Source organism: Streptomyces sp. ASQP_92, from assembly GCF_025399895.1.
Taxonomy (GTDB): Bacteria; Actinomycetota; Actinomycetes; order Streptomycetales; family Streptomycetaceae; genus Streptomyces.
Map to the genome: position 1 here is coordinate 72,088 of NZ_JAODUA010000019.1, position 24,521 is coordinate 96,608.

The 24,521-nt window shown below is 72.9% G+C and carries 23 protein-coding genes; 5 read left to right on the plus strand and 18 right to left on the minus strand.

What is annotated here, in order from left to right; all coding sequences use genetic code 11:
- Nucleotides 1-70: 70 nt before the first annotated feature.
- The 4 genes from N4G70_RS30420 to aroH form a co-directional block, all read right to left on the minus strand.
- Complete coding sequence (locus N4G70_RS30420) at nucleotides 71-775, minus strand: 1-acyl-sn-glycerol-3-phosphate acyltransferase (protein WP_261715976.1); 705 nt, start codon at nucleotides 773-775, stop codon at nucleotides 71-73.
- Nucleotides 733-1,440 (minus strand): (d)CMP kinase, encoded by a 708-nt coding sequence (gene cmk / locus N4G70_RS30425; RefSeq protein WP_261715977.1) that lies wholly within the window; start codon nucleotides 1,438-1,440, stop codon nucleotides 733-735. Before cmk ends, N4G70_RS30420 begins: the two co-directional genes overlap by 43 nt.
- Nucleotides 1,441-1,541: 101 nt before the next feature.
- Nucleotides 1,542-2,627, minus strand: a complete 1,086-nt coding sequence (locus tag N4G70_RS30430; protein WP_261715978.1) for a prephenate dehydrogenase — start codon at nucleotides 2,625-2,627, stop codon at nucleotides 1,542-1,544.
- A complete protein-coding gene (gene aroH / locus N4G70_RS30435; RefSeq protein ID WP_261715979.1) occupies nucleotides 2,624-2,986 on the minus strand; it encodes a chorismate mutase in 363 nt (120 codons plus the stop codon). The genes N4G70_RS30430 and aroH overlap by 4 nt, the downstream gene beginning before the upstream one ends.
- A gap of 152 nt (nucleotides 2,987-3,138) precedes the next feature.
- Here aroH and N4G70_RS30440 point away from each other — a divergent pair, with 152 nt between their 5' ends.
- The 3 genes from N4G70_RS30440 to N4G70_RS30450 all read left to right on the plus strand — a co-directional run bounded on the left by N4G70_RS30440 (nucleotide 3,139) and on the right by N4G70_RS30450 (nucleotide 4,903).
- Nucleotides 3,139-3,474 (plus strand): DUF952 domain-containing protein, encoded by a 336-nt coding sequence (locus N4G70_RS30440; protein WP_261715980.1) that lies wholly within the window; start codon nucleotides 3,139-3,141, stop codon nucleotides 3,472-3,474.
- 157 nt (nucleotides 3,475-3,631) lie between these two features.
- Nucleotides 3,632-4,144, plus strand: a complete 513-nt coding sequence (locus N4G70_RS30445) for a Rieske (2Fe-2S) protein (RefSeq protein ID WP_261715981.1) — start codon at nucleotides 3,632-3,634, stop codon at nucleotides 4,142-4,144.
- Between the two features lie 18 nt (nucleotides 4,145-4,162).
- Entirely contained in the window at nucleotides 4,163-4,903 is a 741-nt protein-coding gene (locus N4G70_RS30450; protein ID WP_261715982.1) for a nucleotidyltransferase domain-containing protein, read from the plus strand.
- A gap of 10 nt (nucleotides 4,904-4,913) precedes the next feature.
- Here the strand turns inward: N4G70_RS30450 and N4G70_RS30455 are convergent, their stop codons facing one another.
- The 12 genes from N4G70_RS30455 to N4G70_RS30510 form a co-directional block, all read right to left on the minus strand.
- A complete protein-coding gene (locus N4G70_RS30455; RefSeq protein ID WP_261715983.1) occupies nucleotides 4,914-5,927 on the minus strand; it encodes an ADP-ribosylglycohydrolase family protein in 1,014 nt (337 codons plus the stop codon).
- The gene (locus tag N4G70_RS30460) at nucleotides 5,924-6,703 is read right to left on the minus strand and encodes an NUDIX hydrolase (RefSeq protein ID WP_261715984.1); all 780 of its coding nucleotides are present in this window, start codon (nucleotides 6,701-6,703) and stop codon (nucleotides 5,924-5,926) included. Before N4G70_RS30460 ends, N4G70_RS30455 begins: the two co-directional genes overlap by 4 nt.
- Complete coding sequence (locus tag N4G70_RS30465) at nucleotides 6,700-6,855, minus strand: hypothetical protein (RefSeq protein WP_261715985.1); 156 nt, start codon at nucleotides 6,853-6,855, stop codon at nucleotides 6,700-6,702. The genes N4G70_RS30460 and N4G70_RS30465 overlap by 4 nt, the downstream gene beginning before the upstream one ends.
- A 138-nt stretch (nucleotides 6,856-6,993) precedes the next feature.
- Complete coding sequence (locus N4G70_RS30470) at nucleotides 6,994-8,154, minus strand: pseudouridine synthase (RefSeq protein ID WP_261715986.1); 1,161 nt, start codon at nucleotides 8,152-8,154, stop codon at nucleotides 6,994-6,996.
- On the minus strand, nucleotides 8,154-8,774 hold the full coding sequence (scpB, locus tag N4G70_RS30475; RefSeq protein ID WP_261715987.1) for an SMC-Scp complex subunit ScpB: 621 nt from the start codon (nucleotides 8,772-8,774) through the stop codon (nucleotides 8,154-8,156). Before scpB ends, N4G70_RS30470 begins: the two co-directional genes overlap by 1 nt.
- Entirely contained in the window at nucleotides 8,771-9,889 is a 1,119-nt protein-coding gene (locus N4G70_RS30480; protein WP_261715988.1) for a ScpA family protein, read from the minus strand. The genes scpB and N4G70_RS30480 overlap by 4 nt, the downstream gene beginning before the upstream one ends.
- Before the next feature lie 73 nt (nucleotides 9,890-9,962).
- Nucleotides 9,963-10,496: a hypothetical protein gene (locus N4G70_RS30485; protein WP_261715989.1), complete on the minus strand. Its 534-nt coding sequence runs from the start codon at nucleotides 10,494-10,496 to the stop codon at nucleotides 9,963-9,965.
- Nucleotides 10,481-11,599, minus strand: a complete 1,119-nt coding sequence (locus tag N4G70_RS30490; protein WP_261715990.1) for a ParA family protein — start codon at nucleotides 11,597-11,599, stop codon at nucleotides 10,481-10,483. Before N4G70_RS30490 ends, N4G70_RS30485 begins: the two co-directional genes overlap by 16 nt.
- 403 nt (nucleotides 11,600-12,002) lie before the next feature.
- A complete protein-coding gene (gene ald, locus N4G70_RS30495) occupies nucleotides 12,003-13,118 on the minus strand; it encodes an alanine dehydrogenase (RefSeq protein ID WP_261715991.1) in 1,116 nt (371 codons plus the stop codon).
- Nucleotides 13,119-13,282: 164 nt separating this feature from the next.
- Entirely contained in the window at nucleotides 13,283-15,310 is a 2,028-nt protein-coding gene (locus N4G70_RS30500) for a tetratricopeptide repeat protein (protein WP_399037413.1), read from the minus strand.
- Nucleotides 15,311-15,503: 193 nt separating this feature from the next.
- Nucleotides 15,504-16,130, minus strand: coding sequence for an NUDIX hydrolase (locus tag N4G70_RS30505; protein WP_261715992.1), 627 nt, complete (start codon nucleotides 16,128-16,130; stop codon nucleotides 15,504-15,506).
- Nucleotides 16,131-16,216: 86 nt separating this feature from the next.
- A complete protein-coding gene (locus tag N4G70_RS30510; protein ID WP_261716009.1) occupies nucleotides 16,217-17,908 on the minus strand; it encodes a CTP synthase in 1,692 nt (563 codons plus the stop codon).
- A gap of 424 nt (nucleotides 17,909-18,332) precedes the next feature.
- On the opposite strand from N4G70_RS30510, the gene N4G70_RS30515 reads away from it, so the two are divergent.
- Nucleotides 18,333-20,141: a glycoside hydrolase family 15 protein gene (locus tag N4G70_RS30515; RefSeq protein ID WP_399037416.1), complete on the plus strand. Its 1,809-nt coding sequence runs from the start codon at nucleotides 18,333-18,335 to the stop codon at nucleotides 20,139-20,141.
- A 164-nt stretch (nucleotides 20,142-20,305) separates the two neighbouring features.
- Complete coding sequence (locus N4G70_RS30520; protein WP_261715993.1) at nucleotides 20,306-21,949, plus strand: PucR family transcriptional regulator; 1,644 nt, start codon at nucleotides 20,306-20,308, stop codon at nucleotides 21,947-21,949.
- Nucleotides 21,950-22,071: 122 nt separating this feature from the next.
- Here N4G70_RS30520 and N4G70_RS30525 read toward each other — a convergent pair whose 3' ends face one another.
- Together N4G70_RS30525 and N4G70_RS30530 are read right to left on the minus strand one after the other, a co-directional pair.
- On the minus strand, nucleotides 22,072-23,151 hold the full coding sequence (locus tag N4G70_RS30525; RefSeq protein WP_261715994.1) for a glycosyltransferase family 4 protein: 1,080 nt from the start codon (nucleotides 23,149-23,151) through the stop codon (nucleotides 22,072-22,074).
- A gap of 384 nt (nucleotides 23,152-23,535) precedes the next feature.
- On the minus strand, nucleotides 23,536-24,333 hold the full coding sequence (locus tag N4G70_RS30530; RefSeq protein ID WP_261715995.1) for a hypothetical protein: 798 nt from the start codon (nucleotides 24,331-24,333) through the stop codon (nucleotides 23,536-23,538).
- Nucleotides 24,334-24,521 lie beyond the last annotated feature (188 nt).

The following is a 24,521-nucleotide window of genomic DNA, read 5'->3' on the forward strand; positions in this document are numbered from 1 at the left end:
CTCGTTCATCGTCGTGATCGGTGGAGCGCGATCGAGCGGTCCACTACTGAAAGTCTGGCCTGGCGCCCGGTCAGGCGCCCGGCGTGCGGCGCCCGGTCAGGCGCCGGGCGTGCTCCAGGTGGCCGGTGAGCCGGTCCTGGATGCGGACGGTGGCCTCGTCGAGCGCCTTGCGGGTGCGGCGTCCGCCGCCGTCGTCCGCCTGGAAGGCGTCGCCGAAGACCACGTCGACGCGGCTGCGCAGGGGTGGCAGCCCCTTTATCAACCGTCCGCGGCGCTCGGTGCTTCCCAGGACGGCCACGGGGACGATGGGCGCCCCCGACCGCACCGCGAAGTACGCGAGGCCGGCCCGCAGCGAGGCGAAGTCGCCGTCACCCCGGGTGCCCTCGGGGAAGATGCCGAGGACACCGCCCCGCTCGAGGACGGCGAGCGCGTCGGTGATCGCGGCGCGGTCGGCGACCGTCCGGTCCACCTTGAGCTGGCCGATGCCTTCGAGGAAGGGGCCGAGCGGCCCGATGAAGGCTTCCTTCTTGATCAGGAAATGGGTGCCGCGCGGGGCGGTGCCCATGACCATCGGGCCGTCGATGTTGTGGGAGTGGTTGACGGCGAGGATCACCGGACCGCTCGCCGGGACCCGCCAGGCGCCCAGCACCCTGGGCTTCCACAGCCCGTACATCAGGCCGACGCCGATCCGGCGCCCGATCTCCGCGCCCCGCTCGGCGACAGGTACTGCTGTCACTTGGCGGCTCGCTTCTCCTCGATGAGGGTGACGACGCACTCGATGACCTGGTCCAGGGTGAGCTCGGTGGTGTCGACCTCGACGGCGTCGTCGGCCTTGGCCAGCGGGGAGGTCTTGCGGCCGGAGTCCGCCGCGTCCCGCTTGATCAGGGCTTCCTTGGTGGCCGTCACGTCGGCGCCCTTGATCTCGCCGCTGCGGCGGGCCGCGCGCGCCTCGGGGGACGCGGTCAGGAACACCTTCAGGTCGGCGTCGGGCAGCACGGTGGTGCCGATGTCACGGCCTTCGACCACGATGCCCTGCCCGGCGGCCGCCGCGATGTCGCGCTGGAGCTGGGTGATCAGGGCGCGCACCTCGGGGACCGCGCTGACGGCGCTCACCTTGGAGGTGACGTCCTGGGTGCGGATCGGGCCGGAGGCGTCCTCGCCGTCGACGGTGATGGTCGGCGCCGACGGGTCGGTGCCGGAGACGATCACGGGCTTGGCCGCCGCCACGGCGATCTCCGCCGGGTCGTCGATGTCGATCCCGTTGCTGATCATCCACCAGGTGATCGCCCGGTACTGGGCGCCGGTGTCCAGGTAGCTCAGCCCCAGCTTGGCGGCGACCGCCTTGGAGGTGCTGGACTTGCCGGTGCCGGAGGGGCCGTCGATGGCGACAATCACTGCTGCCGGAGCGGTCCGGGCGGCGGTTTCCACGGTGACGGACACCTTCCTGGTACGGGGCGGGGGATGCTCGGGACGCAAATCCGCCCCGTACCAGGTTACTGGCTCGGGCGAGCCCCCCGTCCCGCCCGGGCGGGAGGGCCGCGTCACTGCCTGAGGGACCAGCCCCGCTCGCGCAGCGCGGCGCTCAGGCCGGGGGCCGCGGACGGCTCGACCATGAGCTGGACCAGACCCGCCTGCTGACCGGTGGCGTGCTCGATGCGGACGTCCTCGATGTTGACCCCGGCCCGGCCCGCGTCCGCGAAGAGCCGTGCGAGACCGCCGGGCTCGTCGCTGATCAGAACGGCGACGATCTCGTACGTGGCGGGCGCCGCGCCGTGCTTGCCCGGCACCCGGACCCGGCCGGCGTTCCCGCGCCGCAGCACGTCCTCGATGCCGGCGGCGCCGCCGCGCCGCTTGTCCTCGTCGGCGGACTCCAAGGAGCGCAGGGCGCGTACGGTCTCGTCGAGGTCGGCGGCGATCCCCGACAGGACGTCGGCGACCGGGCCCGGGTTGGCGGAGAGGATCTCGACCCACATCCGGGGGTCGGAGGCCGCGATGCGGGTGACGTCGCGGATGCCCTGGCCGCACAGGCGTACCGCCGTCTCGTCGGCCTCCTCCAGGCGGGCGGCGACCATCGAGGAGACCAGTTGCGGGGTGTGCGAGACGAGTGCCACGGCGCGGTCGTGGGCGTCGGCGTCCATGACGACCGGCACGGCACGGCACAGCGCGACCAGTTCGAGCGCCAGGTTGAGCACCTCGGTGTCGGTGTCCCGGGTCGGCGTCAGCACCCAGGGCCGGCCCTCGAAGAGGTCGGCGGTGGCGGCGAGGGGGCCCGAGCGCTCCTTGCCGGCCATCGGGTGCGTACCGATGTAGGAGCCCAGGTCGCAGCCCAGCGCGAGCAGCTCGCGGCGCGGGCCGCCCTTGACGCTGGCCACGTCGATGTAGGCCCGGGCCAGGTCGCCGCGGATCGCCTCGGCCAGGGTGGCGGCCACATGGGCGGGCGGTACGGCGACGACGGCGAGGTCGACCCGGCCGCCGGGGGCCTCGTCCGTGCCGGCCCCGAGCGCCGCGGCGGTGCGGGCCTGGCCGGGGTCGTGGTCGGCGAGGTGCACGGTGATCCCGCGGCTCGCGAGGGCCAGGGCGGCGGAGGTGCCGATCAGGCCGGTACCGATGACGAGGGCGGTTCTCACTGGGCGATGTCCTTGCGCAGGGCGGCGGCGGAGCCGAGGTAGACGTGGGCGATCTCGGCGCGGTCGAGGTAGGTCTCGACGTGCGCGAGGATCCGCACCACGCGGGGCATGGCCCCGGCGATGTCGAGTTCCTGCGCACAGATCAGGGGCACGTCGGTGATGCCGAGCTGGCGCGCGGCGGCGGCCGGGAAGTCGCTGCGCAGATCGGGGGTGGCGGTGAACCAGATGCTGATGAGGTCGTCGGGGGTCAGGCCGTTGCGCTCCAGGATCTCGGTGAGCAGCGCGCCGACCTGCTCGTCCATGTGCCCGGCTTCGTCCCGCTCCAGCTGGACGGCCCCACGGACCGCTCGTACCGCCACGACGTACTCCTCGGACTCCGGCCTTCGACTTCGTTCCCGTTCAGCGTAGTCAGGGCCGTCGGCACACGGCGGCGGCGGTCGCCCCTCGGGACGGGGCGGCCACGGTGTCCGTGCGTGTCACGGCCGGACCGGGGGTGCGGTACAACCGGCGCATGATCCTGCATGTGGTTCCTCTGGACGAGTGGTCGGCCGACCCGCACCTGCCCTACCGCCCGCCCTCGCTCGCCGCCGAGGGCTTCGTGCACTGCTCGGCCGACGAGGCCTCGGCCCTGGCCGTCGCCGACGCCCGCTACCGGGACGTGCCGGGACCGCTCGTGGTGCTGTGCGTCGAGGAGTCGGCGCTGGCCGCCGAGGTCCGCTGGGAGGGCGCGGGGAGCGTGCTGTTCCCGCATGTGTACGGGCCGGTCGAGCGGGCGGCCGTGACCGCGGTCCTGGACGTGCGCCGGGACGCCGGGGGCCGCGCGCTCGGCCTCGTGTCGCGGAGCTGACCCGGTGCTCCTCCGCGGCGGGGGGCCGCACGCAGGAGACGGACGCACGAAAGGCGGCATGCGCCCCGTCGGTGCTTCGTCCCGGGCTCCCGGGACGCCAGGATGCTCCTGCCGCGCGTCCTTCCGGGCGTGTGAGGTGAGACCTGAGGAGCACACGATGGAAGCAGTCAACAGCCGCCGGACGGTTCTCGTGGCGGCGGCGGGCGCGGCGGCGCTGGCGGGTTGTTCCAACTCCGGTGACGGCGGCGGGAGTTCGACGCCCACCCCGAGTGCGCCCAGCGGCGCCGCCTCCGCCGCTCCTAGCCCGCCGGTGGCGTCCGCCGGGCCGAGCGCGTCCGGGGAACCGAGCGCGTCCGGGGAGCCGAGCGCGTCCGCCGGCGCCGGTCGGGTCCTCGCCAGAACGTCGGACATCCCGGTCGGCGGCGGGAAGGTCTTCGCCGACCGGAAGGTGGTCGTCACCCAGCCCGTGGCGGGCACCTTCAAGGGCTTCTCGGCGATCTGCACCCACCAGGGCTGCACGGTCTCCACGGTGTCGGACGGCACCATCAACTGCCCCTGCCACGGCAGCAAGTACCGGATCGCGGACGCCTCGGTGGCGCACGGCCCGGCCCCGCGTCCGCTGCCCGCCCAGCCGATCACTGTCCATAAGGGTTCGATCCTGCTGCCCTGACCGGCGACGATGGGTGTCATGACGCCCGAAGAGCTCGTCGCCGACCACACCGTCTACTCCTGCGTCATGGGCTCGCGCGCCTTCGGCCTCGCGACCGAGGACAGCGACACCGACGTCCGCGGGGTCTACCTCGCGCCGACCGCGCTGTTCTGGGGCTTCGAGAAGCCGCCGACCCATGTCGAGGGCCCGGCCCCCGAGCAGTTCGGCTGGGAGCTGGAGCGGTTCTGCGAACTGGCGCTGCGCGCCAACCCGAACATCCTGGAGTGCCTGCACTCCCCGCTGGTCGAGTACGTCGACGACACGGGACGTGAACTGCTCGCCCTGCGCGAGGCGTTCCTGTCCCGCCGGGCCCACCGGACCTTCGTCCGCTACGCGCTCGGCCAGCGCAAGAAGCTCGACGCCGACGTCCGCCTGCACGGGGCGCCCCGGTGGAAGCACGCCATGCATCTGCTGCGGCTCCTGACGAGCTGCCGCGATCTGCTGCGCACCGGCGCGCTCACGATCGACGTCGGCGCCGGACGGGACCGTCTGCTGGCGGTCAGGCGCGGGGAGGTGTCCTGGCCCGAGGTGGAGTCCTGGATGATCCGCCTGACGGCCGAGGCCGACGAGGCGGCCGCCACCTCTCCCCTGCCGCCCGAGCCCGACCGGGCCAGGGTGGCGGAGTTCCTGTTCCGCGTGCGGCGCGAGTCAGCCCTGAAGGCGGACGCGTACGACGACGTCGTGCGGCGCGTCGTGCCCGGTGGCGTCGCCGGGCAGTAGCGAGGCGGGCTCAAGCATCCCAGAGCGCCCCCAGGGTCAGCAGTTCGCTGCGGTACTCGATGCGCTCCGCCCACTCCTTGGGCCAGGCCGCCACCCCGAGGTGGGCGCCCGCGAACGCGCCGGTCAGGCAGGCGATGGAGTCCGAGTCGCCCTGGGTGCAGGCCGCCCGGCGCAGCGCGGTGAGGGGCTCGTCGGGGAAGAGCAGGAAGCAGAGCAGGGCGGTGGCGAAGGCTTCCTCGGCCACCCAGCCGTCACCGGTGTCGAGGCAGGGGTCGGTCTCGGGCGAGGGCGTGCGGAGCGCCTTGAGCACCCGGTCGAGGGCGTCGAGGCACTCGTCCCAGCCGCGCGCGATGAAGTGGCCGGGGGTCGGGTCCTGCGCGTACGTCCACAGGTCGCCGAGCCAGCGCTCGTGATAGCGGCTGCGGTTCTCGTACGCGTACGAACGCAGCTGGCCGACCAGGCCCATCGGGTCGGCGCCCTGGGCGAGCAGGAAGACGGCGCGCGCGGTGAGGTCGGAGGCGGCGAGGGCGGTGGGGTGGCCGTGGGTGAGCGCGGCCTGCAACTGGGCGGCGCCCGCCCGCTGTTCCTCGCTCAGGCCCGGCACGAGCCCGATGGGCGCGACCCGCATGTTGGCGCCGCAGCCCTTGGAGTCGAGCCGGCTGGCCTGCTGCCAGGGCAGTCCGCGGTCGAGCTGGGCGCAGGCGACCAGGCAGGTGCGGCCGGGGGCGCGGTTGTTCTCGGGCGAGTGGTACCAGTCGACGAACTCCTCGCGGACCGGCCGCTCCAGGCGCAGCGGGCCGAGCAGTCCGCGGTCCATGGCGGTACGGATGCCGCGGCCGAGAGCGAGGGTCATCTGGGTGTCGTCGGTGACGATCGCGGGCGTGGGCAGCGCCATCTCGCGCCATGGCCCGCACGTGGCGAGGATCGCGGGCACATCGTTGAACTCGGTCGGGAAGCCGAGGGCGTCCCCCAGCGCGAGACCGATCAAGGCACCGGTGGCCGTCTGTCGAGCGGAGCGGTTCATGTCTGTCGTCCCTCCGGGCGCATCAGGGGCGGGTGCAGCGCGGTCGCGGGGCCCGCCCGGTAGAGCGCGGCCGGTTTGCCCCGGCCGCCGGTCAGCCGCGAGGCGCCTGCCACCTGCTCGACGAAGCCGGGCGTGGCCAGCACCTTGCGGCGGAAGTTGGGGCGGTCGAGCGCGGTGCCCCAGACCGTCTCGTACACCTGCCGGAGCTCGCCGAGGGTGAACTCCGGCGGGCAGAACGAGATGGCGAGGCAGGAGTATTCGAGCTTGGCGCCGACGCGTTCGTGGGCGTCGGCCAGGATGTCGGCGTGGTCGAAGGCGAGGCGTCCGCAGGCGCCGAAGGGGACCCACTCGGCGTGCGCCGCGTCGCCGCCGCCGCGCGGTTCGGGCAGGTCGGGCACGAGCGCGGTGTACGCGACCGAGACGACCCGCATCCGGGGGTCGCGGTCCGGCTCGCTGTAGGTGCGCAGCTGTTCCAGGTGGAGGGTGGCCACCACGTCGTCGGCCAGCCCCGTCTCCTCGGCCAGTTCGCGCCGGGCCGCGAGCTCGGCGGACTCGCGCGGCAGCACGAACCCGCCGGGCAGCGCCCAGGCCCCCGCGTACGGGTCCTGGCCGCGGCGGATGAGCAGCGCGTGCAGGGCGCCGTCGCGGACGGTGAAGACGGCGAGGTCCACGGTGACGGCGAACGGCGCGAAGGCGTGCGGGTCGTACCCCTCGGGCACCTTTGCCGCCGGCTCCCGGGCGCCCCCCTCCCGCGCCCGGGGGCCGACGGCGGTCATCGCCGCTCCCGAGACACGTCGCCACTGGTGAACTCGCCCTCGCCAGGCGGGAGTTCACCGGCGTGCGCGGTGACGGAGCGTACGAGGTGGTGGTGGCCGACGCTCGGCGGGCCGAACGAGCCGTCGCCCGGGCCGTGTTGGTGATGCTTCACGCCGCCTCCCCCCTTAATGGTCACTCTGACTATAAAGGTGTTCGGGGACCCGCACAAGGCTTCGGGGCCGCGCACGACGCGAAGAGCCCGGCTCCCCAGAACGGGGAAACCGGGCTCTCGCGGCGGGAGTTGGGGCCTCTAGAGCTCGACCTCGCGCATCAGCATGCCGACCTCGGTGTTGGTGAGGCGGCGCAGCCAGCCGGACTTCTGGTCGCCGAGCCCGATCGGGCCGAACCCGACGCGCACCAGCTTCTCGACCGGGAAGCCGGCCTCGGCCATCATGCGGCGCACGATGTGCTTGCGGCCCTCGTGCAGCTCGATCTCGACGAGGTAGTTCTTGCCGGTCTGCTGGATGACCCGGAAGGCGTCGGCCCGCGCGTAGCCGTCCTCCAGCTGGATGCCCTCCTTGAGCCGCTTGCCGATCTCGCGCGGCAGCGGGCCCGTGATGGCGGCCAGGTAGGTCTTCTTCACGCCGTACTTGGGGTGGGTCAGACGGTGGGCCAGCTCGCCGTGGTTGGTGAGCAGGATGATGCCCTCGGTCTCGGTGTCGAGCCGCCCCACGTGGAACAGGCGCGTCTCGCGGTTGGTGACGTAGTCACCGAGGCACTGGCGGCCGTCCGGGTCCTCCATGGTGGAGACGACGCCGGCCGGCTTGTTCAGGGCGAAGAACAGATACGACTGGGTGGCGACGGTGAGGCCGTCCACCTTGATCTCGTCCCGCTCGGGGTCGACGCGCTTGCCCTGTTCGAGCACGATCTCGCCGTTGACCTCGACGCGGGCCTGCTCGATCAGCTCCTCGCAGGCGCGGCGCGAACCCATGCCGGCCCGGGCGAGCACCTTCTGGAGCCGCTCGCCCTCCTGCTCGGCGCCGGGGAACGTCTTGGGGGTCTTCACGTCCGGCTTGTCCGCGTACCGGTCCCGGTTGCGCTGCTCGATCTTGGCGTCGAGCTCGCGCGGGCGGGCCTGGCCCAGGCGCTGGCCGTGCGGGCCGCGGCGGACCGGGGTGCCGCCCTGGGGCGCCTTGGGGCCGCCCTTGGCGCCGCCGCGCGCGGAGGTGCCGCGGCCGCCGCGGGGGGCGTCGGAGGACGAGCCGCCGCCCACGTCGTAGGTGCGCTCCTCGGGGCGCAGCGGACGCGGCTTGCCGCTGCCGCTCTGGCGCGGGCCGCCGCCCTGGCGCTGGCCGCCGCCGGATCCGCCCCGGCCGCCACCGCCACCGCCACTGCTGCCGCGGCCGCCGCTGTTGCCACCACGGCTCCCGCCGTTGTTTCCGCTGCTGTTCCTGCCGCTGCTGCTTCGCATCACATTTCCGTCTTGTCGTCTGCGGGGGTTTCCGGCGCGTCGGGCGCGTCCGGGTCGAACGACAAAGCACCCTTCAGGGTCTCGGCCTCGATCGCGTCCGCCTCGGGGAGGAAGGGCGCCAGCTCCGGGAGCTCGTCCAGGCCGCGCAGGCCCATCCGCTCCAGAAAGTGGTTCGTCGTCCTGTACAGGATCGCACCTGTTTCGGGTTCCGTGCCCGCCTCGTCGACCAGACCCCGCTGGAGCAGGGTCCGCATGACCCCGTCACAGTTCACTCCGCGCACCGCGGAGACCCTCGATCGGCTCACCGGCTGGCGGTACGCGACGACCGCCAGGGTCTCCAGGGCGGCCTGGGTGAGCCGGGCGTGCTGGCCGTCCAGGACGAAGCCCTCGACGGCGTCGGCGTACGCGGCCCGGCTGTAGAACCGCCAGCCGCCCGCCACCAGCCGCAGCTCGAAGCCCCGGCCCTGGGAGGTGTACTCGTCGGCCAGCTCCCGCAGGGCGTCCGCCACGGCCCTTGTGGGCCGCTCCAGGACCTTGGCGAGGTGCTCCTCGCTCGCGGGCTCGTCGACGACCATGAGGACGGCTTCCAGGGCCGGCTTAAGCTCCAGCTCCTCGCTCACGCCTGCTCCTCCGTCACCACGTGGTCGAACTCGTCGGTCACCGTCGGCGCCGTATCGCCCTCGCCACCGCTCCAGCGCACCATCAGCTCCCCCAGCGCCTCGTCCTGGTCCAGGACGACGGCCTTCTCGCGGTACAGCTCCAGCAGGGCCAGGAACCGGGCGACCACGGTGAGCGTGTCCGGGGCGTCCTCGGCCAGCACCCGGAAGCTGGCCTCCCCCGCCTCCCGCAGCCGCGCCACGACGATCTCCGCCTGCTCGCGCACCGAGACCAGCGGGGCGTGGATGTGGTCGACGTACACCTGGGGCGCGGCCCTCGGCTGCATGGCCTTGACGGCGAGCTTGGCGAAGCCCTCGGCGCCGACGCTGATCACGACCTCGGGCAGCAGCTCGGCGAGCCTCGGCTCCAGGCCGACGGTGCGCGGATACCGGCGCGCCTCGGCATCGAGCCGCTCGCTGAAGATGTCCGCGACGCGCTTGTACGCGCGGTACTGCAGGAGCCGCGCGAACAGCAGGTCCCGCGCCTCCAGCAGCGCCAGATCGGCCTCGTCCTCCACCTCGGCGGCGGGCAGCAGGCGGGCGGCCTTGAGGTCGAGCAGGGTGGCCGCGACGACGAGGAACTCGGTCGTCTGGTCCAGGTCCCAGTCCGGGCCCATGGCCCGGATGTGCGCCATGAACTCGTCGGTGACCGTGGACAGGGCCACCTCGGTGACGTCCATCTTGTGCTTGGAGATCAGCTGGAGGAGCAGATCGAAGGGCCCCTCGAAGTTGGCGAGCCGCACGGTGAACCTGCCGTCACCGGCGGGTTCGTCGCAGACGCCTTGCCCGGCGACGGGGTGGGCCCCGGAATCCTCGGCCTCGGTGCGCACCCCCAGGGGCGCGGGGAACCCCGCGACCGGCCCGGGACGGTCCGCGGACGCCGACGAGGGGTCCGGCGCCCCGACGGGAGCGGCCGGTGGTTCCGGGGACGGAGCGTCCGGGCCCTCTGCCACCCCCGAGGCGGCCCGATCAGGGCCTTCGGCAAGGGGCGGGGCGGGGTGAACACCCCCCGGCCCCCGCCCGAGCACACGGCGAGCCCCCCGCGCGGCGGGAGCGTCCGGTTCGTCGGCGGTGGGCAAGGGGCTTTCCAGGGGTGCGGAGCGGGCGGTACGAAGCGCGGGCGGCACGCGGCCGCACGGCGCAGGCTAACGGCTAACGCCCCCGAAGACGCCGTACGAGAATGCTCGCGTCGCCGCGCGACTCCAGGTCGGCGAGGACGACGGCGACGGCCTCCCGCACGATCCGGCCGCGGTCGACCGCGAGCCCGTGCTCACCGCGCAGGACCAGGCGCGCGTGCTCCAGGTCCATCAGCTCCTCCGCGGAGACGTACACGGTGATCTTCTCGTCGTGCCGCTCGCGCCCGCTGGGCCGCCGGTTGGCCGCCCGCTGGCGGCGCCGCTGCTGCGCGGTGCCGGAGCCGCCCTGCGCGGGGGTGCGCCGGCCCTGGGCGGTCTCCGCCTCGGCGGCGCCCCGGCTGCGCGGTTCGCCGGAGCCCGGGTCCTCATCGGCCGCGCTGTGCTCGGCCTCGGGGGCGGACTCGGCGGACACCGGCTCGCTCTCGCCCGCCGGAGCCGGCACCCGCGCCTCGTTGCCCGGCCCCCGCCTGGGGGCGGACGGCGAGAGCGCCATCCCCCCGGTCGTACGGAACAGCTCGTCGGCCCCGGGCAGACTCACTCGGCGTGACACCGGGCGAGCACCTCCCTGGCGAGCTGACGGTAGGCGGCCGCGCCGACGGAGTTGGAGGCGTACGTCGTGATGGGCTCACCGGCGACCGTGGTCTCCGGGAAGCGCACGGTCCGGCCGATGACCGTGTGGTAGACGTGGTCGTCGAAGGCCTCGACCACGCGGGCCAGCACCTCACGGCTGTGCACGGTGCGCGAGTCGTACATCGTGGCGAGGATGCCGTCCAACTCCAGGTCGGGGTTGAGGCGTTCCTGCACCTTCTCGATCGTCTCGGTCAGCAGCGCGACACCGCGCAGCGCGAAGAACTCGCACTCCAGCGGCACGATCACCTTGTGAGCCGCCGTCAGGGCGTTCACGGTGAGCAGGCCGAGCGAGGGCTGACAGTCGATCACGATGTAGTCGTAGTCCTGCATCAGCGGCTTGAGCGCCCGCTGGAGCGTGGACTCGCGCGCGACCTCGCTCACCAACTGCACCTCGGCGGCGGACAGGTCGATGTTGCTCGGCAGCAGGTCCATGTTGGGGACCGCGGTCTTGAGCAGCACCTCGTCGGCCGACATGCCCCGCTCCATGAGCAGGTTGTAGACGGTGAGGTCGAGTTCCATCGGGTTCACGCCGAGGCCGACCGACAGGGCTCCCTGCGGGTCGAAGTCGACGAGCAGCACGCGGCGCCCGTACTCCGCGAGCGCGGCACCCAGGTTGATGGTCGACGTCGTCTTGCCCACGCCGCCCTTCTGGTTGCACATCGCGATGATCTTCGCGGGACCGTGGTCGGTCAGCGGACCCGGGATCGGGAAGTACGGCAGCGGCCGTCCGGTCGGGCCGATCCGCTCGCGGCGCTGGCGCGCGGCGTCGGGTGCGAGGGTGGCCGCGTACTCGGGGTCGGGCTCGTACTCGGCGTCGGGGTCGTAGAAGTGCCCCTGGGGCACCTCGTCAAAGTCGGCGAGCGCGGCGGTGTCCCGGCCGCTCTCGTTGCCGGCCGTGGCGTTCACGTGTAGGCCGTCCATCATCCGTGGGGCTGTCGTCATGTGCTGGGTGGTTTCGAAGGTGCGGACCGCGACGGAGCCGACAGCCTCGGGCCCCGAAGGGCTCAGGCCCCGTACGGACATCCCCACAGGGATTCCGGACTGACCACCTCCGGGAGTAAATGTCGACTCATTCACAAGTCGTCTTACCTCCTTGGACGTGACCAGGAAACTTTATCGATAGGTCAGCGTGGCACCATGCCGACGGTTGGCGACTCTATGGCGTGTCACCGGTCCGCAGCAACACAATCCGCCGGACCCGGCCCGATGTGTCGGCAACCGAACACCCCTCTGTCAAGGGCGTACGGGCATCGACGCGCACGTTTCACCAGTGCGCGAAACGGTTAAAGGGTTACGTTCGAGGCGAGTTGAGCGAGTCGTTCCGGGGCGGGCGGAAGTGTCGCGACACACATCCGGCCGGACCTTGGTCGACAAGGTCCGGCCGGGTGTACGCGGTTGACGGTCCGGTTGACGAACCGCCTTCCGCCTAGCCGAGAAGCGTGTGCAGCTCGACCTGGTCGAGGCCGTGGGCCTCGGCGACGGGGCCGTAAACGACCTGGCCGTCATGGGTGTTGAGGCCGAGCGCGAGGGCGGCGTCGCGACGCAGCGCCTCGACCCAGCCGTTGTTCGCCAGCGACACGATGTAGGGCAGCGTGGCGTTGGTGAGGGCGTAGGTGGAGGTGTTGGGCACGGCGCCCGGCATGTTGGCGACGCAGTAGAAGACCGAGTTGTGGACCATGAAGGTCGGCTCGGCGTGGGTGGTCGGACGCGAGTCCTCGAAGCAGCCGCCCTGGTCGATGGCGATGTCGACAAGGACACTTCCGGGCTTCATCTTGGCGACGAGCTCGTTGGTGACCAGCTTCGGGGCCTTGGCGCCGGGGATGAGCACCGCGCCGACGACGAGGTCGGCCTCGACGACGGCCTTCTCCAGCTCGTAGGCGTTGGAGACGATCGTCTGCACCTTGGTGCCGAAGATCTTGTCGGCCTCGCGGAGCTTGTTGATGTCCTTGTCGAGCAGGGTCACGTGGAAGCCCATGCCCACGGCGATCTGCGTGGCGTTCCAGCCGGAGACGCCGCCGCCGATGACGACCGCCTTGCCGGCGTGGGTGCCGGGGACGCCGCCGGGCAGCACGCCGCGGCCGCCGGCCGAGCGCATCAGGTGGTAGGCGCCGACCTGCGGGGCGAGCCGGCCCGCGACCTCGGACATCGGGGCGAGCAGCGGGAGCTGGCGGCCGGCCGTCTCGACGGTCTCGTACGCGATCGCGGTGGTGCCGGACTCCAGCAGGGCGTCCGTGCACTCGCGGGAGGCGGCGAGGTGCAGGTAGGTGAAGAGCGTCTGGTCCTTGCGCAGGCGGTGGTACTCCTCCGCGATGGGCTCCTTGACCTTGAGCAGCAGGTCGGCGGTGGCCCAGACCTCGTCCGCGGTGGCGAGGATCTCCGCGCCGGCCGCGACGTACTCGGCGTCCGTGATCGAGGAGCCGACACCGGCGCTCTGCTCGACGAAGACCTGGTGGCCGTGGCGTACGAGCTCGTGCACGCCGGCGGGGGTGATGGCCACCCGGAACTCGTTGTTCTTGACCTCGCGGGGGATACCGACCTTCACGTCGATCACGGTCCTTGACTCAGGGGGGTAAACGGGGGCAATGCCATACATACCCGTACGCGGAAGGGCGCACCGGGGGCACCACAGGAGGCTGCGGCTCACCCAGTCTAATGAAGGTCTTCCCGCTGTCTACCCTTACAAAGCTTTAATCTTTGGCTGAAGCACTACGGATTTCGTAGGCTCCCTGGCTCCGATGGCTCATCTTCCAACAATCGATCGGCTGTGGACCGGTGCAACCGCGCCGCCGTGGGGTCGCCCAGCCGGTCCAGAGTGTCGGCGAGACGGAGCTGGAGCGCGGCCTCGAGGCGCAGATCACCGGCCTCGCGGGCGAGCTCCACGGCCTGCCGGCACGTGCGCAGCGACTCCTCGGGGCGCCCCGCGTACTCCTGGACCCGGGCCACCTCGCTCAACGCCCTTGCCTGGCTGGGGAGATCGCCGAGGCGGCGGTATCCGGCCACCGCGGCCCGCCAGCCGCGCAGTGCCTCGCCGTAGCGGCCCGCGTAGGTGTGCACGGTGGCGAGGCGTCCGTACAGCCGGGCCTCGTCGGCGCGCTCGCCGCGCGCGAGCCGCTGGGACAGGGCGCGCCCGTACCAGTCGGAGGCCCGCTGCCAGTCCCCCAGCTCCTGGTGGGCGCCGCCTACGGATTCCATCGCACGGGCCGTCGCGTACGGGTCGTTCGCGGCGCGGCCCGCGTCCAGGGCGGCCCGGTAGCGGGCCAGGGCCTCGGTGGTGCGCCCGGTCCGCGCGTCCAGGTCGCCGAGGTTCAGCAAGGCCGCGGCCTTCTCCCGGTGCAGCTCGCGCCGCTCGGCCACGTCGAGGACCAGTTGGTGCAGGCCGTACAGCTCGGGGGCGGCGGCCTCGGCCCCCCGGTGCGCGGCGAGCGCCCGCACCAGCGCGGCCACCAGGCGCCGGGCCAGGGTGTCGAGCTCGCCGTCCTCCACCGCGAGCCGGGCGGCCGCGAGCAGCGCGGGCCCCCGGCCGGTGAGCCAGGCGTCGGCGAGGGCCGCGTTCGGGAAGCGCAGGGCGCGGGGCAGTCCCGCGAGCTTCCTGCGGGCGGGCGAGCCCTCCGGTTCGGTGACCGCGCGGCAGGACTGGAGCAGCCGTACCGTCCGCTCCAGCATCCGGGCGCGGGCGAGCTGCACCTCCCCCGGCCGGTCCACGCTCTCGCACAGCGCGCGCAGCAGCGGCGCGAGCGCGCCGGGGACCCGGTACTGCTCGGGCGCGGCCGGATCCCTGCGCAGCAGGCCGTACGCCACGAAGTCGGTCAGCGCCGACTGGGCGCCCGAGACCGAGCAGCCCGCGAGGGCGGAGGCGGTGTGCGCGTCGGCGAGGCCGGCCGGGGCGAGCGCGAGCAGTCGCAGTATCCGCGCGGCCGGCTGCGACAGCGATGCGTAGACGAGGCGGAAGGCGCGGGCCAACGGCTGGGCGGCAATGGGGAGTTCGGCCGTCTCCTCGGACATGGTGCGCAGTTGCTTGGCCACGTCGGCGACGGCGGCCTTGGGGCGGGCCGCGAGCCAGCCGCCGACCAGCACCAGGGCGGCGGGCTGTCCGCCGCAGGCCTCCACGAGGGTCTCGGCGGCGCGCGGGTCGACGGTGACCCGCACGGCGCCGGTGTAGCCCTCCAGGAGTTCGACGGCCGACTTCACGTCGAGGCCGCCCAGGGTGCAGGGGCGTACGTCGGGGATCCCGGTGAGGGGGCCTTCGGCGGTCGCCACGACCAGGCAGCGGGAGGTGTCGGGCAGCAGGGGGCCGACCTGTTCCGCGTCGGCCGCGTCGTCGAGCAGCACGATCGCCCGGCGGCCCGCGAGCGCCCCGCGGACCAGCTCGGTCAGCTCGTCCTGACCCGCGCCGGGTGGCGCCGGGACCTTCAGGGCGTCCAGGAGGTCCCGGGCGACGCGGTCGACGGGGACACGGGTCCCGCCGGGTTCGGTGAGCGTGGCGCGCAGGGCGCCGTCGGGGTAGTCGCCGGCCACCTGGCGGGCCAGCTCGGCGGCGAGCGCGGAGCGTCCCGATCCGGGGCGGCCCGCGATCAGCAGGACCCTGGGCCGGGGCGACTTCTTTCCTGACAGGGTGTCAAGTCCGGCCCGTTCGATGTCGGCCCGGAGTTCCTTCAACTCGCGCTGCCTGCCCAGGAATTGATGCGTGCGCTGCCCGGCGGCAGTGCCACCCACGTCCACCGCCTGATCCGTCACGGGCCACGCTCCGTCCGCCTGAGCACCTGGAGACCGTGCGGGTCTCCGCACGGGCAGTCCGAGCGTAGTTCACGCTTCGTGACCGTTTGGGTGGAGCGCGGCGGAGATGTCGCCCGATCGGATCAGCAGATTTTCAGATCGGGCAGGACGGGACGTGATCGAAGGTGACCGGCGGCTCGGAGCGGCGCCGGTCCTAGTCCTCGAAGGGGCGGGCCGGCCAGGGCGCCCCGGCCGGGCGCAGCGCCTCGACGCCGTCGCCGCGCAGGACGGCCGACAGCGCGAGCACGCCGACCACCAGACACGTGTTGTGCAGCTCGCCCGCGAGCACCCCGCGCACGAGTTCGTCGACGGGGACCCGGGCCAGCTCCATGTCGGCCTCCTCCTCGGCGACCTCGAAGCGCTCGCCGTCCGCCTCGGACAGGTCCTGGGCCAGGAAGATCCGTACGGCCTCGTCGCTGCCGCCGGGGCTCGTGAACACATCGGTCAGGACGTGCCACCGCTCGGCCTTGACGTGGGCCTCCTCGTACAGCTCGCGCTGGGCGGCGTGCAGGGGGTTCTCGCCCGGCACGTCCAGCAGGCCGGCCGGGATCTCCCAGAGCTTGTGCCGCACCGGGTGGCGGTACTGGCGAAGGACCAGGACCCGGCCCTCGTCGTCCAGGGCCAGGATCGCCACCGAGCCGGGGTGGACCTGGTAGTCGCGCTGGTGCACCGCGCCGTCGGGCATCACGACGTCATCGGTGCGCACGCTGGTCTTGTGGCCGGTGAAGGGGGTGGCACTCGCCACGACCTGCCAGTGTTCGGCGGTGTCCTCAAGGGCCATGTCGACGTCCTCCACAGTGCGCGTACAACAGAAACCGGGGCACGGGCCCCAAGGACCCGTACCCCGGCAACGTTAACGTGCACCGATCACTTGGCGGGCTTGGCCGCCTCGCGCGCTTCCTGCTGCCGCTCCACGGCCGCCTTGACCAGTCCGGCGAACAGCGGGTGCGGGCGCGTGGGGCGCGAGCGCAGCTCCGGGTGGGCCTGGGTGGCGACGAGGTAGGGGTGCACCTCGCGCGGGTACTCGACGTACTCCACGAGCTTGTTGTCGGGCGAGGTGCCCGAGAAGACGAGGCCCGCCTTCTTCTCCAGCTCCGCGCGGTAGGCGTTGTTCACCTCGTAGCGGTGGCGGTGGCGCTCCTCGACGTAGGGCTGGTCGCCGTAGGCCTCGCGGACGACGGATCCCTCGGCGAGCTTCGCCGGGTACATGCCCAGGCGCATCGTTCCGCCCAGGTCGCCCGCGCCCTCGACGTAGGCGAGCTGCTCCTCCATCGTCGAGATGACGGGGTGGGCGGTGGCGGCGTCGAACTCGGTGGAGTTGGCGTCCGGGATGCCGGCCAGGTTGCGCGCCGCCTCGATGACGATGCACTGGAGGCCCAGGCAGATGCCGAGCAGCGGCACCTTGTTCTCCCGGGCGTACTGGATCGCGCCGATCTTGCCGTTCACACCACGGTCGCCGAAGCCGCCGGGGACCAGGATCGCGTCCACGTCGCCGAGGTGCTTCTTCGCGCCGGCCGGGGTCTTGCAGTCGTCGGAGGTGACCCACTTGACCTTGACCCGGGTTTTGTTGGCGAAGCCGCCGGCCCGCATGGCCTCGGTGATCGAGAGGTAGGCGTCGGGCAGGTCGATGTACTTGCCGACCAGGGCGACGGTCACCTCGTGCAGCGGGTTGTGGACCCGGTCGAGCAGGTCGTCCCACTGCGTCCAGTCCACATCGCGGAACGGCAGGTCCAGCTTGCGGACGACATAGGCGTCCAGGCCCTCGGTGTGCAGCACCTTGGGAATGTCGTAGATCGACTTGGCGTCGATGGCGGCGACCACGGCCGCCTCGTCCACGTCGCACATCAGCGAGATCTTGCGCTTGATCGACAGCGGCACCTCGCGGTCGGCGCGCAGCACGATCGCGTCGGGCTGGATGCCGATGTTGCGCAGGGCGGCGACCGAGTGCTGGGTCGGCTTGGTCTTCAGCTCGCCCGAGGGGCCGATGTAGGGCAGCAGCGAGATGTGCACCACGAACACGTTGTCGCGGCCGACCTCGTGGCGGACCTGGCGGACGGTCTCCAGGAACGGCAGCGACTCGATGTCGCCGACCGTGCCGCCGACCTCGGTGATGACCACGTCGACGTCGTCCGTCGCCATCCGGCGGATGCGGTGCTTGATCTCGTTGGTGATGTGCGGGATGACCTGCACCGTGTCGCCCAGGTACTCGCCGCGCCGCTCCTTGGCGATGACCTGCGAGTAGACCTGGCCGGTCGTCACGTTGGCGGACCCGTCCAGGTCGACGTCCAGGAACCGCTCGTAGTGGCCGATGTCCAGGTCCGTCTCGGCGCCGTCGTTGGTGACGAACACCTCACCGTGCTGGAACGGGTTCATCGTGCCCGGGTCCACGTTCAGGTACGGGTCGAGCTTCTGCATCGTGACCCGAAGGCCCCGCGCCTTGAGGAGCGCACCCAGGCTGGAGGCAGTCAGACCCTTGCCGAGGGAAGAGGCGACACCCCCGGTGACGAAGATGTGCTTGGTCGTCGTGGCTGTGCTGTTTCGAAAAGCCTTGGGCTGCATGGCCAAGAGGGGGCTCCCGTGGTCGCGATCTGGAGTGCGTACCGGTCACCCTGTGTGGATCTTGTGCGAATCCCGCGAGATCTCAGAGGGCGCCGTCGCTGCGGTTCGGGGCTTTTTTCAGCACCCGGCCACGGGCTACCAGGGTATCAGCGCCCAGGGGAGAGCGCGTCCGGCCACGCTCTGTATGCCGCTGGTCAGCCGTGAGTACGAGCCTCACTCGTTCGGCCCAGTGGCGTTCAATGGAGGCTCAAGCGGATCACTGGGGTGCGTCGTATCCTGCTCGGACACTCGCTTGCCGAGCCACCTGGTAGCACGGCGCCACCCCGTCCGTCATCGGGAACATGCGCTCGTTGGCGAACCCTTGACCGCTGTCGCTGTAAGCGCCCCCCGGGGGCGGACGTGGCCGTTCGACTGGAGATTGCACGTGGCCGGGCGCATCGAGGATTACGCACTCATCGGAGACATGCAGACCGCCGCACTGGTCTGCCGGGACGGCACGGCGGACTGGCTCTGCCTGCCCCGCTTCGACTCGCACGCCGTCTTCGCCGGACTGCTCGGCACCGAGGAACACGGTTTCTGGCGGGTCGGCCCGGCACACGGTGCCGACGAAGCTCCCCCGGCGGCCGACCGCCGCCGCTACCGGGGCGACTCGCTCATCCTGGAATCGGAGTGGGACACCCCGCGCGGCACGGTCCGGGTGACCGATTTCATGCCGCCGCGCGACGGCGCCCCGCAGCTGATCCGCATCGTGGAGGGGGTCACCGGCCGCGTCCAGATGCGTTCCACGCTGCGTATGCGGTTCAGTTACGGGCGGATCACCCCCTGGGTGCACAAGGTCGACGACACGCGAACCGTCGCGGTCGCGGGGCCCGATTCGGTGTGGTTCGACACCGAGGCCGAGACGTACGGCAAGAACCTCACGACCTACTCCGACTTCACCGTCTCGCCCGGCGAGCGCGTCGCGTTCACCATCAGCTGGCAGCCCTCGCACCGCGAGCCGCCGGCGCTGCCGGAGCCCGAGGCGTCCCTGGAGGCGACCGAGGACTTCTGGCGCGAGTGGGTGGAGCACTGCACCTACCACGGGCCCTACCGCGAGGCGGTGGTCCGCTCCCTGATCACCCTCAAGGCGCTCACCTACGCCCCGACCGGCGGCATCGTGGCGGCGCCCACCACCTCGCTGCCCGAGACCCTCGGCGGCGAGCGCAACTGGGACTACCGCTACACCTGGCTTCGGGACGCCGCGATCACGCTCTCCTCGCTGCTGCGCACCGGCTACCGCGAGGAGGCCCGCGCCTGGCGCGAGTGGCTGCTGCGGGCGGTCGCGGGCGACCCCGAGAACCTCCAGATCATGTACGGGATCGCGGGCGAGCGGGAGTTGGGCGAGACCGAGCTCGACTGGCTGCCGGGGTACGAGAACTCGACGCCGGTACGGGCCGGCAACGGCGCCGCCCACCAGCTCCAGCTCGACGTGTACGGCGAGGTCACCGAGGCGCTGCACCTGGCCCACATGACGGGCCTGGCCCGCAACGACTACGCCTCGCTGCTCCAGCTCAAGCTGATCCGCTACCTGGAGACCCACTGGGACCAGCCCGACGAGGGCATCTGGGAGGTGCGCGGGCCGCGCCGCCACTTCGTGCACTCCAAGGTGATGGCCTGGGTCGCGGTGGACCGCACCATCAAGCTCATCGAGTCCGGCGACGCCGACGGCCCGCTCGACAAGTGGCGCCAACTGCGCGACGACATCCACCGGGACGTCTGCGAGAAGGGCTACGACAAGGAGCGCAACACCTTCACCCAGTCCTACGGTTCACAGGAACTGGACGCCTCGCTGCTCCTGATCCCGCAGATGGGCTTCCTGCCGCCGGACGACAAGCGGGTGATCGGCACCATCGAGGCGATCCAGCGCGAGCTGTCCACACCGGACGGGTTCATCCTGCGCTACCCGACGACCAGCGACGACACGGACAACCTGGACGGTCTGCTGGGCGAGGAGGGCGCGTTCCTGGCCTGTTCGTTCTGGATGGCGGACGACCTCGCGATGATCGGCCGGGTCGACGAAGCACGCAAGCTCTTCGAGAAGCTGCTGGCGCTCCGCAACGACCTGGGGCTGCTCGCGGAGGAGTGGGATCCGCACCTCCAGCGCCAGGTCGGCAACTTCCCGCAGGCCTTCAGCCACGTTCCGCTGATCGACACCGCCCTGCGGCTGACCGCCTCGGGCGCGTACGGCGGCTGAGCGGCCGGGGTGCGTCGGGCCGGCCTTGCCGCGTCCCGGCGCACCGCCGTGCCGTCCCGCGTGACGTATGCCACACAAGGCAGGTTCCGGTACGTAACCGCAGGTAGCGTGCGGTGTCGTCCCGGGGTCGGGCTCCGGGTCCCGCAGGACGAGAGGTGGGCGCAGTGGACACGCAGGGCGGCATCACCGTGCAGCGGGCACTGGAACTGCCGGGGCTGCGCGGAGGTCTTCCGGAGGTCGTGGCGGGCGCCGAGCGGCTCCAGCGCACGGTGCGCTGGGTGCACGCCGGCGAGGTGCCCAACATCGCCTCGCTGCTCAAGGGCGGCGAGCTGCTCCTGACGACCGGGCTCGGCCTCGGCACCCGCCCCGCCGAACAGCGCGCCTTCGTGCGGCGGCTCGCGGACCGGGGCATCGCCGCGCTCGTCGTCGAGCTCGGCCCGCGCTTCGCCCGGCTGCCCGCCACCCTGGTGGAGACCGCGCGGGCCGCGGGCCTGCCCCTCGTCCAGCTCCACCGCGAGGTGCCGTTCGTCGCGGTGACCGAGGAGATCCACACCGAGATCGTCAACGGCCACTACGCCCTGCTGCAACGCGCCGAGGAGGTCCACCGGCGGTGCACGGAGGCGCTGCTGGGCGGCGGCGGCATACCCCAAGTCCTCGGCATCCTGGCCGACTTCACCGCCAACCCGGTCTTCTTGGAGACCCCCGACGGACAGCTCCTGTACGCCGCCGCCTGTGAGACGGGTGAGGCGGCCGCCGACCCGCTCCAGGTGTGGGAGGGGCTGCGCGGCCAGCGCGAGGCCCGCGCCTCGGGGCCGCCCACGGGCGCGGTCCTGGTGGATGTGCCCGGCGGCGGGCCCGGCGCGGGTTCGGTGCGGGCCCGCCTGGCCCTGCTCGCGGTCGGCCCGCCCCTGTTGCCGGTGCACCGCATGGCGGCGGAACGGGCGGCGGGCATCCTCGCGGTCGTCCTCATGCAGGCCCGCCAGGAGGAGGAGCTGGCCGCGCGCGGCCGGGGCGACTTCCTGACCGACCTCGCCGAGGGCCGCATCACCCCCGAGGACGCCCCCGCCCAGGCCAAGGTCCTCGGCTTCAAGCCCGGCGAGGGCCCGCTCCTGCCGGTCGTGATGCGCCTGGCCTCCGAGCTCGCCCCCACGGGCAACTGGGCGGTCCTGGCGCGGGCCGTCCTCGAAGAGCTGTCGTCGGTGGGCGTACCGGTCCTGCTCGGTGTACGCCCCGTCGAGGGCCGGGTGCCGCTGCTGCTCGGGCTGCGCTCGGAGTCGGAGCGCACGGCGGTCGCGGACCGGGTCGCGGCGGCCCTGCGCGCCGGGGTCGAGCGGGCCGGGCTCATGGGCGCGCGGGCCGGGACGCAGCCGGTGGTCGTGGTCGGGATGGCGGGCGGCTGGGCGGCGGCAGGCGCCGGGCTCAGACACGCGGCGGAGACCGCGGCCGCCGCCCAGGGGCTGCCCGAGCGGTGCTGGTACGACGCCCGGCGCCTCGACATCGACCTGCTGCTGTGGCGGCTGCGCGACCACCGCGACCTCGCGGCGTTCGTGGAGCGGGCGATCGGCCCGCTCCAGACCCACGACCGCGCCTCACGGCCGCCCCTGCTGCCCACCCTGGAGACGTATCTGGCGCACGCGGGCCGCAAGGCCGAGACGGCCCGCGAGCTCCATCTCAACCGGCAGACCCTGTACAACCGCCTGGCCCGGATCGCGGACCTTCTCGGCACGGACCTGGACGACCCCCAGACGGTGCTCGCCCTGTCCCTCGCCCTGCGGGCCCGCCGGCACGCGGCCGGCCCGCAGGGCTGAACGCCCGGTCCAGGAGCGCCGCAGGCCCGGCCGTGACCCGCTGGTGGCCCGCCAACTCGCCGCGGGCGGCGCCCAACGGGCCCAGGGCCTCGCCAACTCCCGGCAAAAGCTGCCCCGCAGGTCTATGGGGCGGTCAACTCGTCGTAGACGGCGAGGACTTGGGCCACCGTTTCGTCCTCGGTGGGCCAGCTCCCGGCCTGTACCCGTCCGGCCTCGGCGAGCGCGCGGTGTGCCCCGGGATCCGCGAGGAGGCCCACCACCGCGTCGGCCAGCGCCTCCGCGTCCCCGTACGGCACGAGCAGGGCCGCGCCCCCGACCAGCTCGGGGACCCCGCCCACGGCCGTCGCGACCAGCGGCACGCCCAGGCGCAGCGCCTCCTGGGCGAGCAGCGAGCGGGCCTCCCAGCGGCTGGGCAGCACCGCGACGTCGGCGGCGGCGAGCAGCTCGGTGATGTCGTCGCGCCGCCCCACGAGCCGGACCGGCAGTCCCTCGGCCTCGATACGGTGCTGCAACGCGGCCCGGCCGGGCCCCTCCCCCGCGATGACGAGCAGTGGCACGGGGTCCAGGTCGCGCCAGGTGCGGGCGGCGTCCAGGAGCACCTCGTAGCCGCGGTGGGCGACCAGACTGCCCACCGCCATCAGCAACGGCCGCTCCACGGCGCCGAGTTCGGCCCGCGCCTTGCCGTGCGGGAGCCCGGAGAGCGGGCGGGGCGCGGGGATCGCGACGGGGGCGAGCCGGGCGTCGCGCGCGCCGCGGTCGCGGGCCCGGTCGACGAGGTCGGAGGAGGTGGCGAGCACCACCGCCGCGACCCGCGAGACCCGGCGCTCCACCAGACGCAGCACCTGGCCGCGGGCGCCCTCGGCGTGCGAACGGGTGTGCCAGGTGACGACCAGCGGAACGCCCTTCCGGCCGCGAAGCGCCAGGGCGGCGCGGACAGCGGCGTGCAGCCCGTGCGCGTGGACCACGTCGGCGTCGGCGCAGGCGGCCCGCAGCGCGGCGACCGACCCGGGGTCGCCGCGCCGCGCGACCGGCACGAAGCGGGCGCCGGAATCCGCGAAGTCGTACTCCCGCTCCAGCTCCGCCGGGGCGCAGACGGTGACGCGCACACCCCGCGCGACCAGCCCGGCCGCGAGCGACCTGACGTGCGCGCTACTACCCGCGCTGCCGCCGCCGAGCACTTGGACCGTACGCAGCTCTGACACGTGAACGGGCTCCCGGAACGGCCGAGTCGGCGGTGAAGGTCGATGATTCCCGGCCAAGGATGCCAGCCCGCACGGACGTTCCGGCACCGCCCGCAGTTTCCTGCCGTGTCGCACCAGCAACCCCCACCCCCAAAACACCCCCAAGGGTGAACCCCCACCCCACTACTGACAGACGCCAGGGGCCGAGCGACGCGAGGACCGATCACGCTCTGCGAACCGAAGGGCTTTAGGGGCGCGGGGAACTGCGCGAGAAGCGACCACAGCCCGCAGGATCAAGAGGGGTCAGGGGCGCGAGGAACTGCGCGAAAAGCGACCACGACCCGCAGGATCAAGAGGGGTCAGGGGCGCGAGGAACTGCGCGAAAAGCGACCACGACCCGCAGGATCAAGAGGGGTCAGGGGCGCGAGGAACTGCGCGAGAAGCCCCACCCCCAACTCCCGCCCCCGCCGCGCAGCGAACCGCACGCCACTCCCCCCACGCCGCGGCCCCCAGAACCCCCACCGCCCCCGCCACAAGACCACCCCGCCCCCAGCCCCCCGCAAGGGCCACCCCCACAGCCGCCCCCACCGCATGCGCACCCCCGTCCCCGATCATGGTGCGCTCGCCGAGATCATCCGCGAGGACCGCCACCGCCGCCCCCATCGGCACCGCCGCCGCGGCCCCCCGCCGCAACCCCGACGCGCCGAGCGCGAGCACCACGCCGGTGGCCCGGCCGGGCCGCAGGTCGACGAGGTTGACCAGGTGCGCGGTGCCGGCCACGACGATCCCGGCGAGCACCTTGTCCAGGGGCCGCTCCTTGAGGAGTGCCCCGGCCGCCAGCCCGGCCCCGCCGATCCCGGTCAACTTGACGGCCCCGCTGGTGACTTCGCCGCCGCGCAGGGCGGCAAGGTGTGCCCGGAACCCGCGCCGGTGGTCGCCCCGGACATCGTCGTACGCCCCGCACAGCGCGCCCGCCCCGACCGCGAGGACCCCGGCCGCCCGGGCGCGCGGGGTGGACAGCGTCGCGCACCCGGCCAGCGCGCCGAGCGCGACGGCGGGCCCGGAGTACAGGTCGACGGTGCGCCCGGCGTAGTTCCGGCGCTCGAACCGGGCATCGCGCCGGGTCCTGAGCGCCGCGTAGACGCCCCGCGTCACCACACCCGCCACACCGAACGCCCGTATCGCACCTGCCACATCAGCCATACGGGCCACCCTACGAGAGCCATGGGGTGACCCGTTCACAGGCGGACCGGACAGGAGCCGACGCAAGAGCCGGCCGCCGAAGCACACCCCAGGAACCGACCACAGGTCCGACCGCAGGGCCGACCACAGGTCCGACCGCAGGGCCGACCCCTGGGACCGACCCCAGGAACCGGCCGCCGCGGCGGCGA

Bases quoted from the DNA above. Each gene is read 5' to 3' on its own strand.
- N4G70_RS30440 (WP_261715980.1), top strand. From the start codon at position 3,139: ATGATCCTGCATGTGGTTCCTCTGGACGAGTGGTCGGCCGACCCGCAC.
- N4G70_RS30445 (WP_261715981.1), top strand. From the start codon at position 3,632: ATGGAAGCAGTCAACAGCCGCCGGACGGTTCTCGTGGCGGCGGCGGGC.
- N4G70_RS30450 (WP_261715982.1), top strand. From the start codon at position 4,163: ATGACGCCCGAAGAGCTCGTCGCCGACCACACCGTCTACTCCTGCGTC.
- N4G70_RS30455 (WP_261715983.1), bottom strand. From the start codon at position 5,927: ATGAACCGCTCCGCTCGACAGACGGCCACCGGTGCCTTGATCGGTCTC.
- N4G70_RS30460 (WP_261715984.1), bottom strand. From the start codon at position 6,703: ATGACCGCCGTCGGCCCCCGGGCGCGGGAGGGGGGCGCCCGGGAGCCG.
- N4G70_RS30470 (WP_261715986.1), bottom strand. From the start codon at position 8,154: ATGCGAAGCAGCAGCGGCAGGAACAGCAGCGGAAACAACGGCGGGAGC.
- N4G70_RS30490 (WP_261715990.1), bottom strand. From the start codon at position 11,599: ATGTCCGTACGGGGCCTGAGCCCTTCGGGGCCCGAGGCTGTCGGCTCC.
- N4G70_RS30505 (WP_261715992.1), bottom strand. From the start codon at position 16,130: ATGGCCCTTGAGGACACCGCCGAACACTGGCAGGTCGTGGCGAGTGCC.
- N4G70_RS30510 (WP_261716009.1), bottom strand. From the start codon at position 17,908: ATGCAGCCCAAGGCTTTTCGAAACAGCACAGCCACGACGACCAAGCAC.
- N4G70_RS30530 (WP_261715995.1), bottom strand. From the start codon at position 24,333: ATGGCTGATGTGGCAGGTGCGATACGGGCGTTCGGTGTGGCGGGTGTG.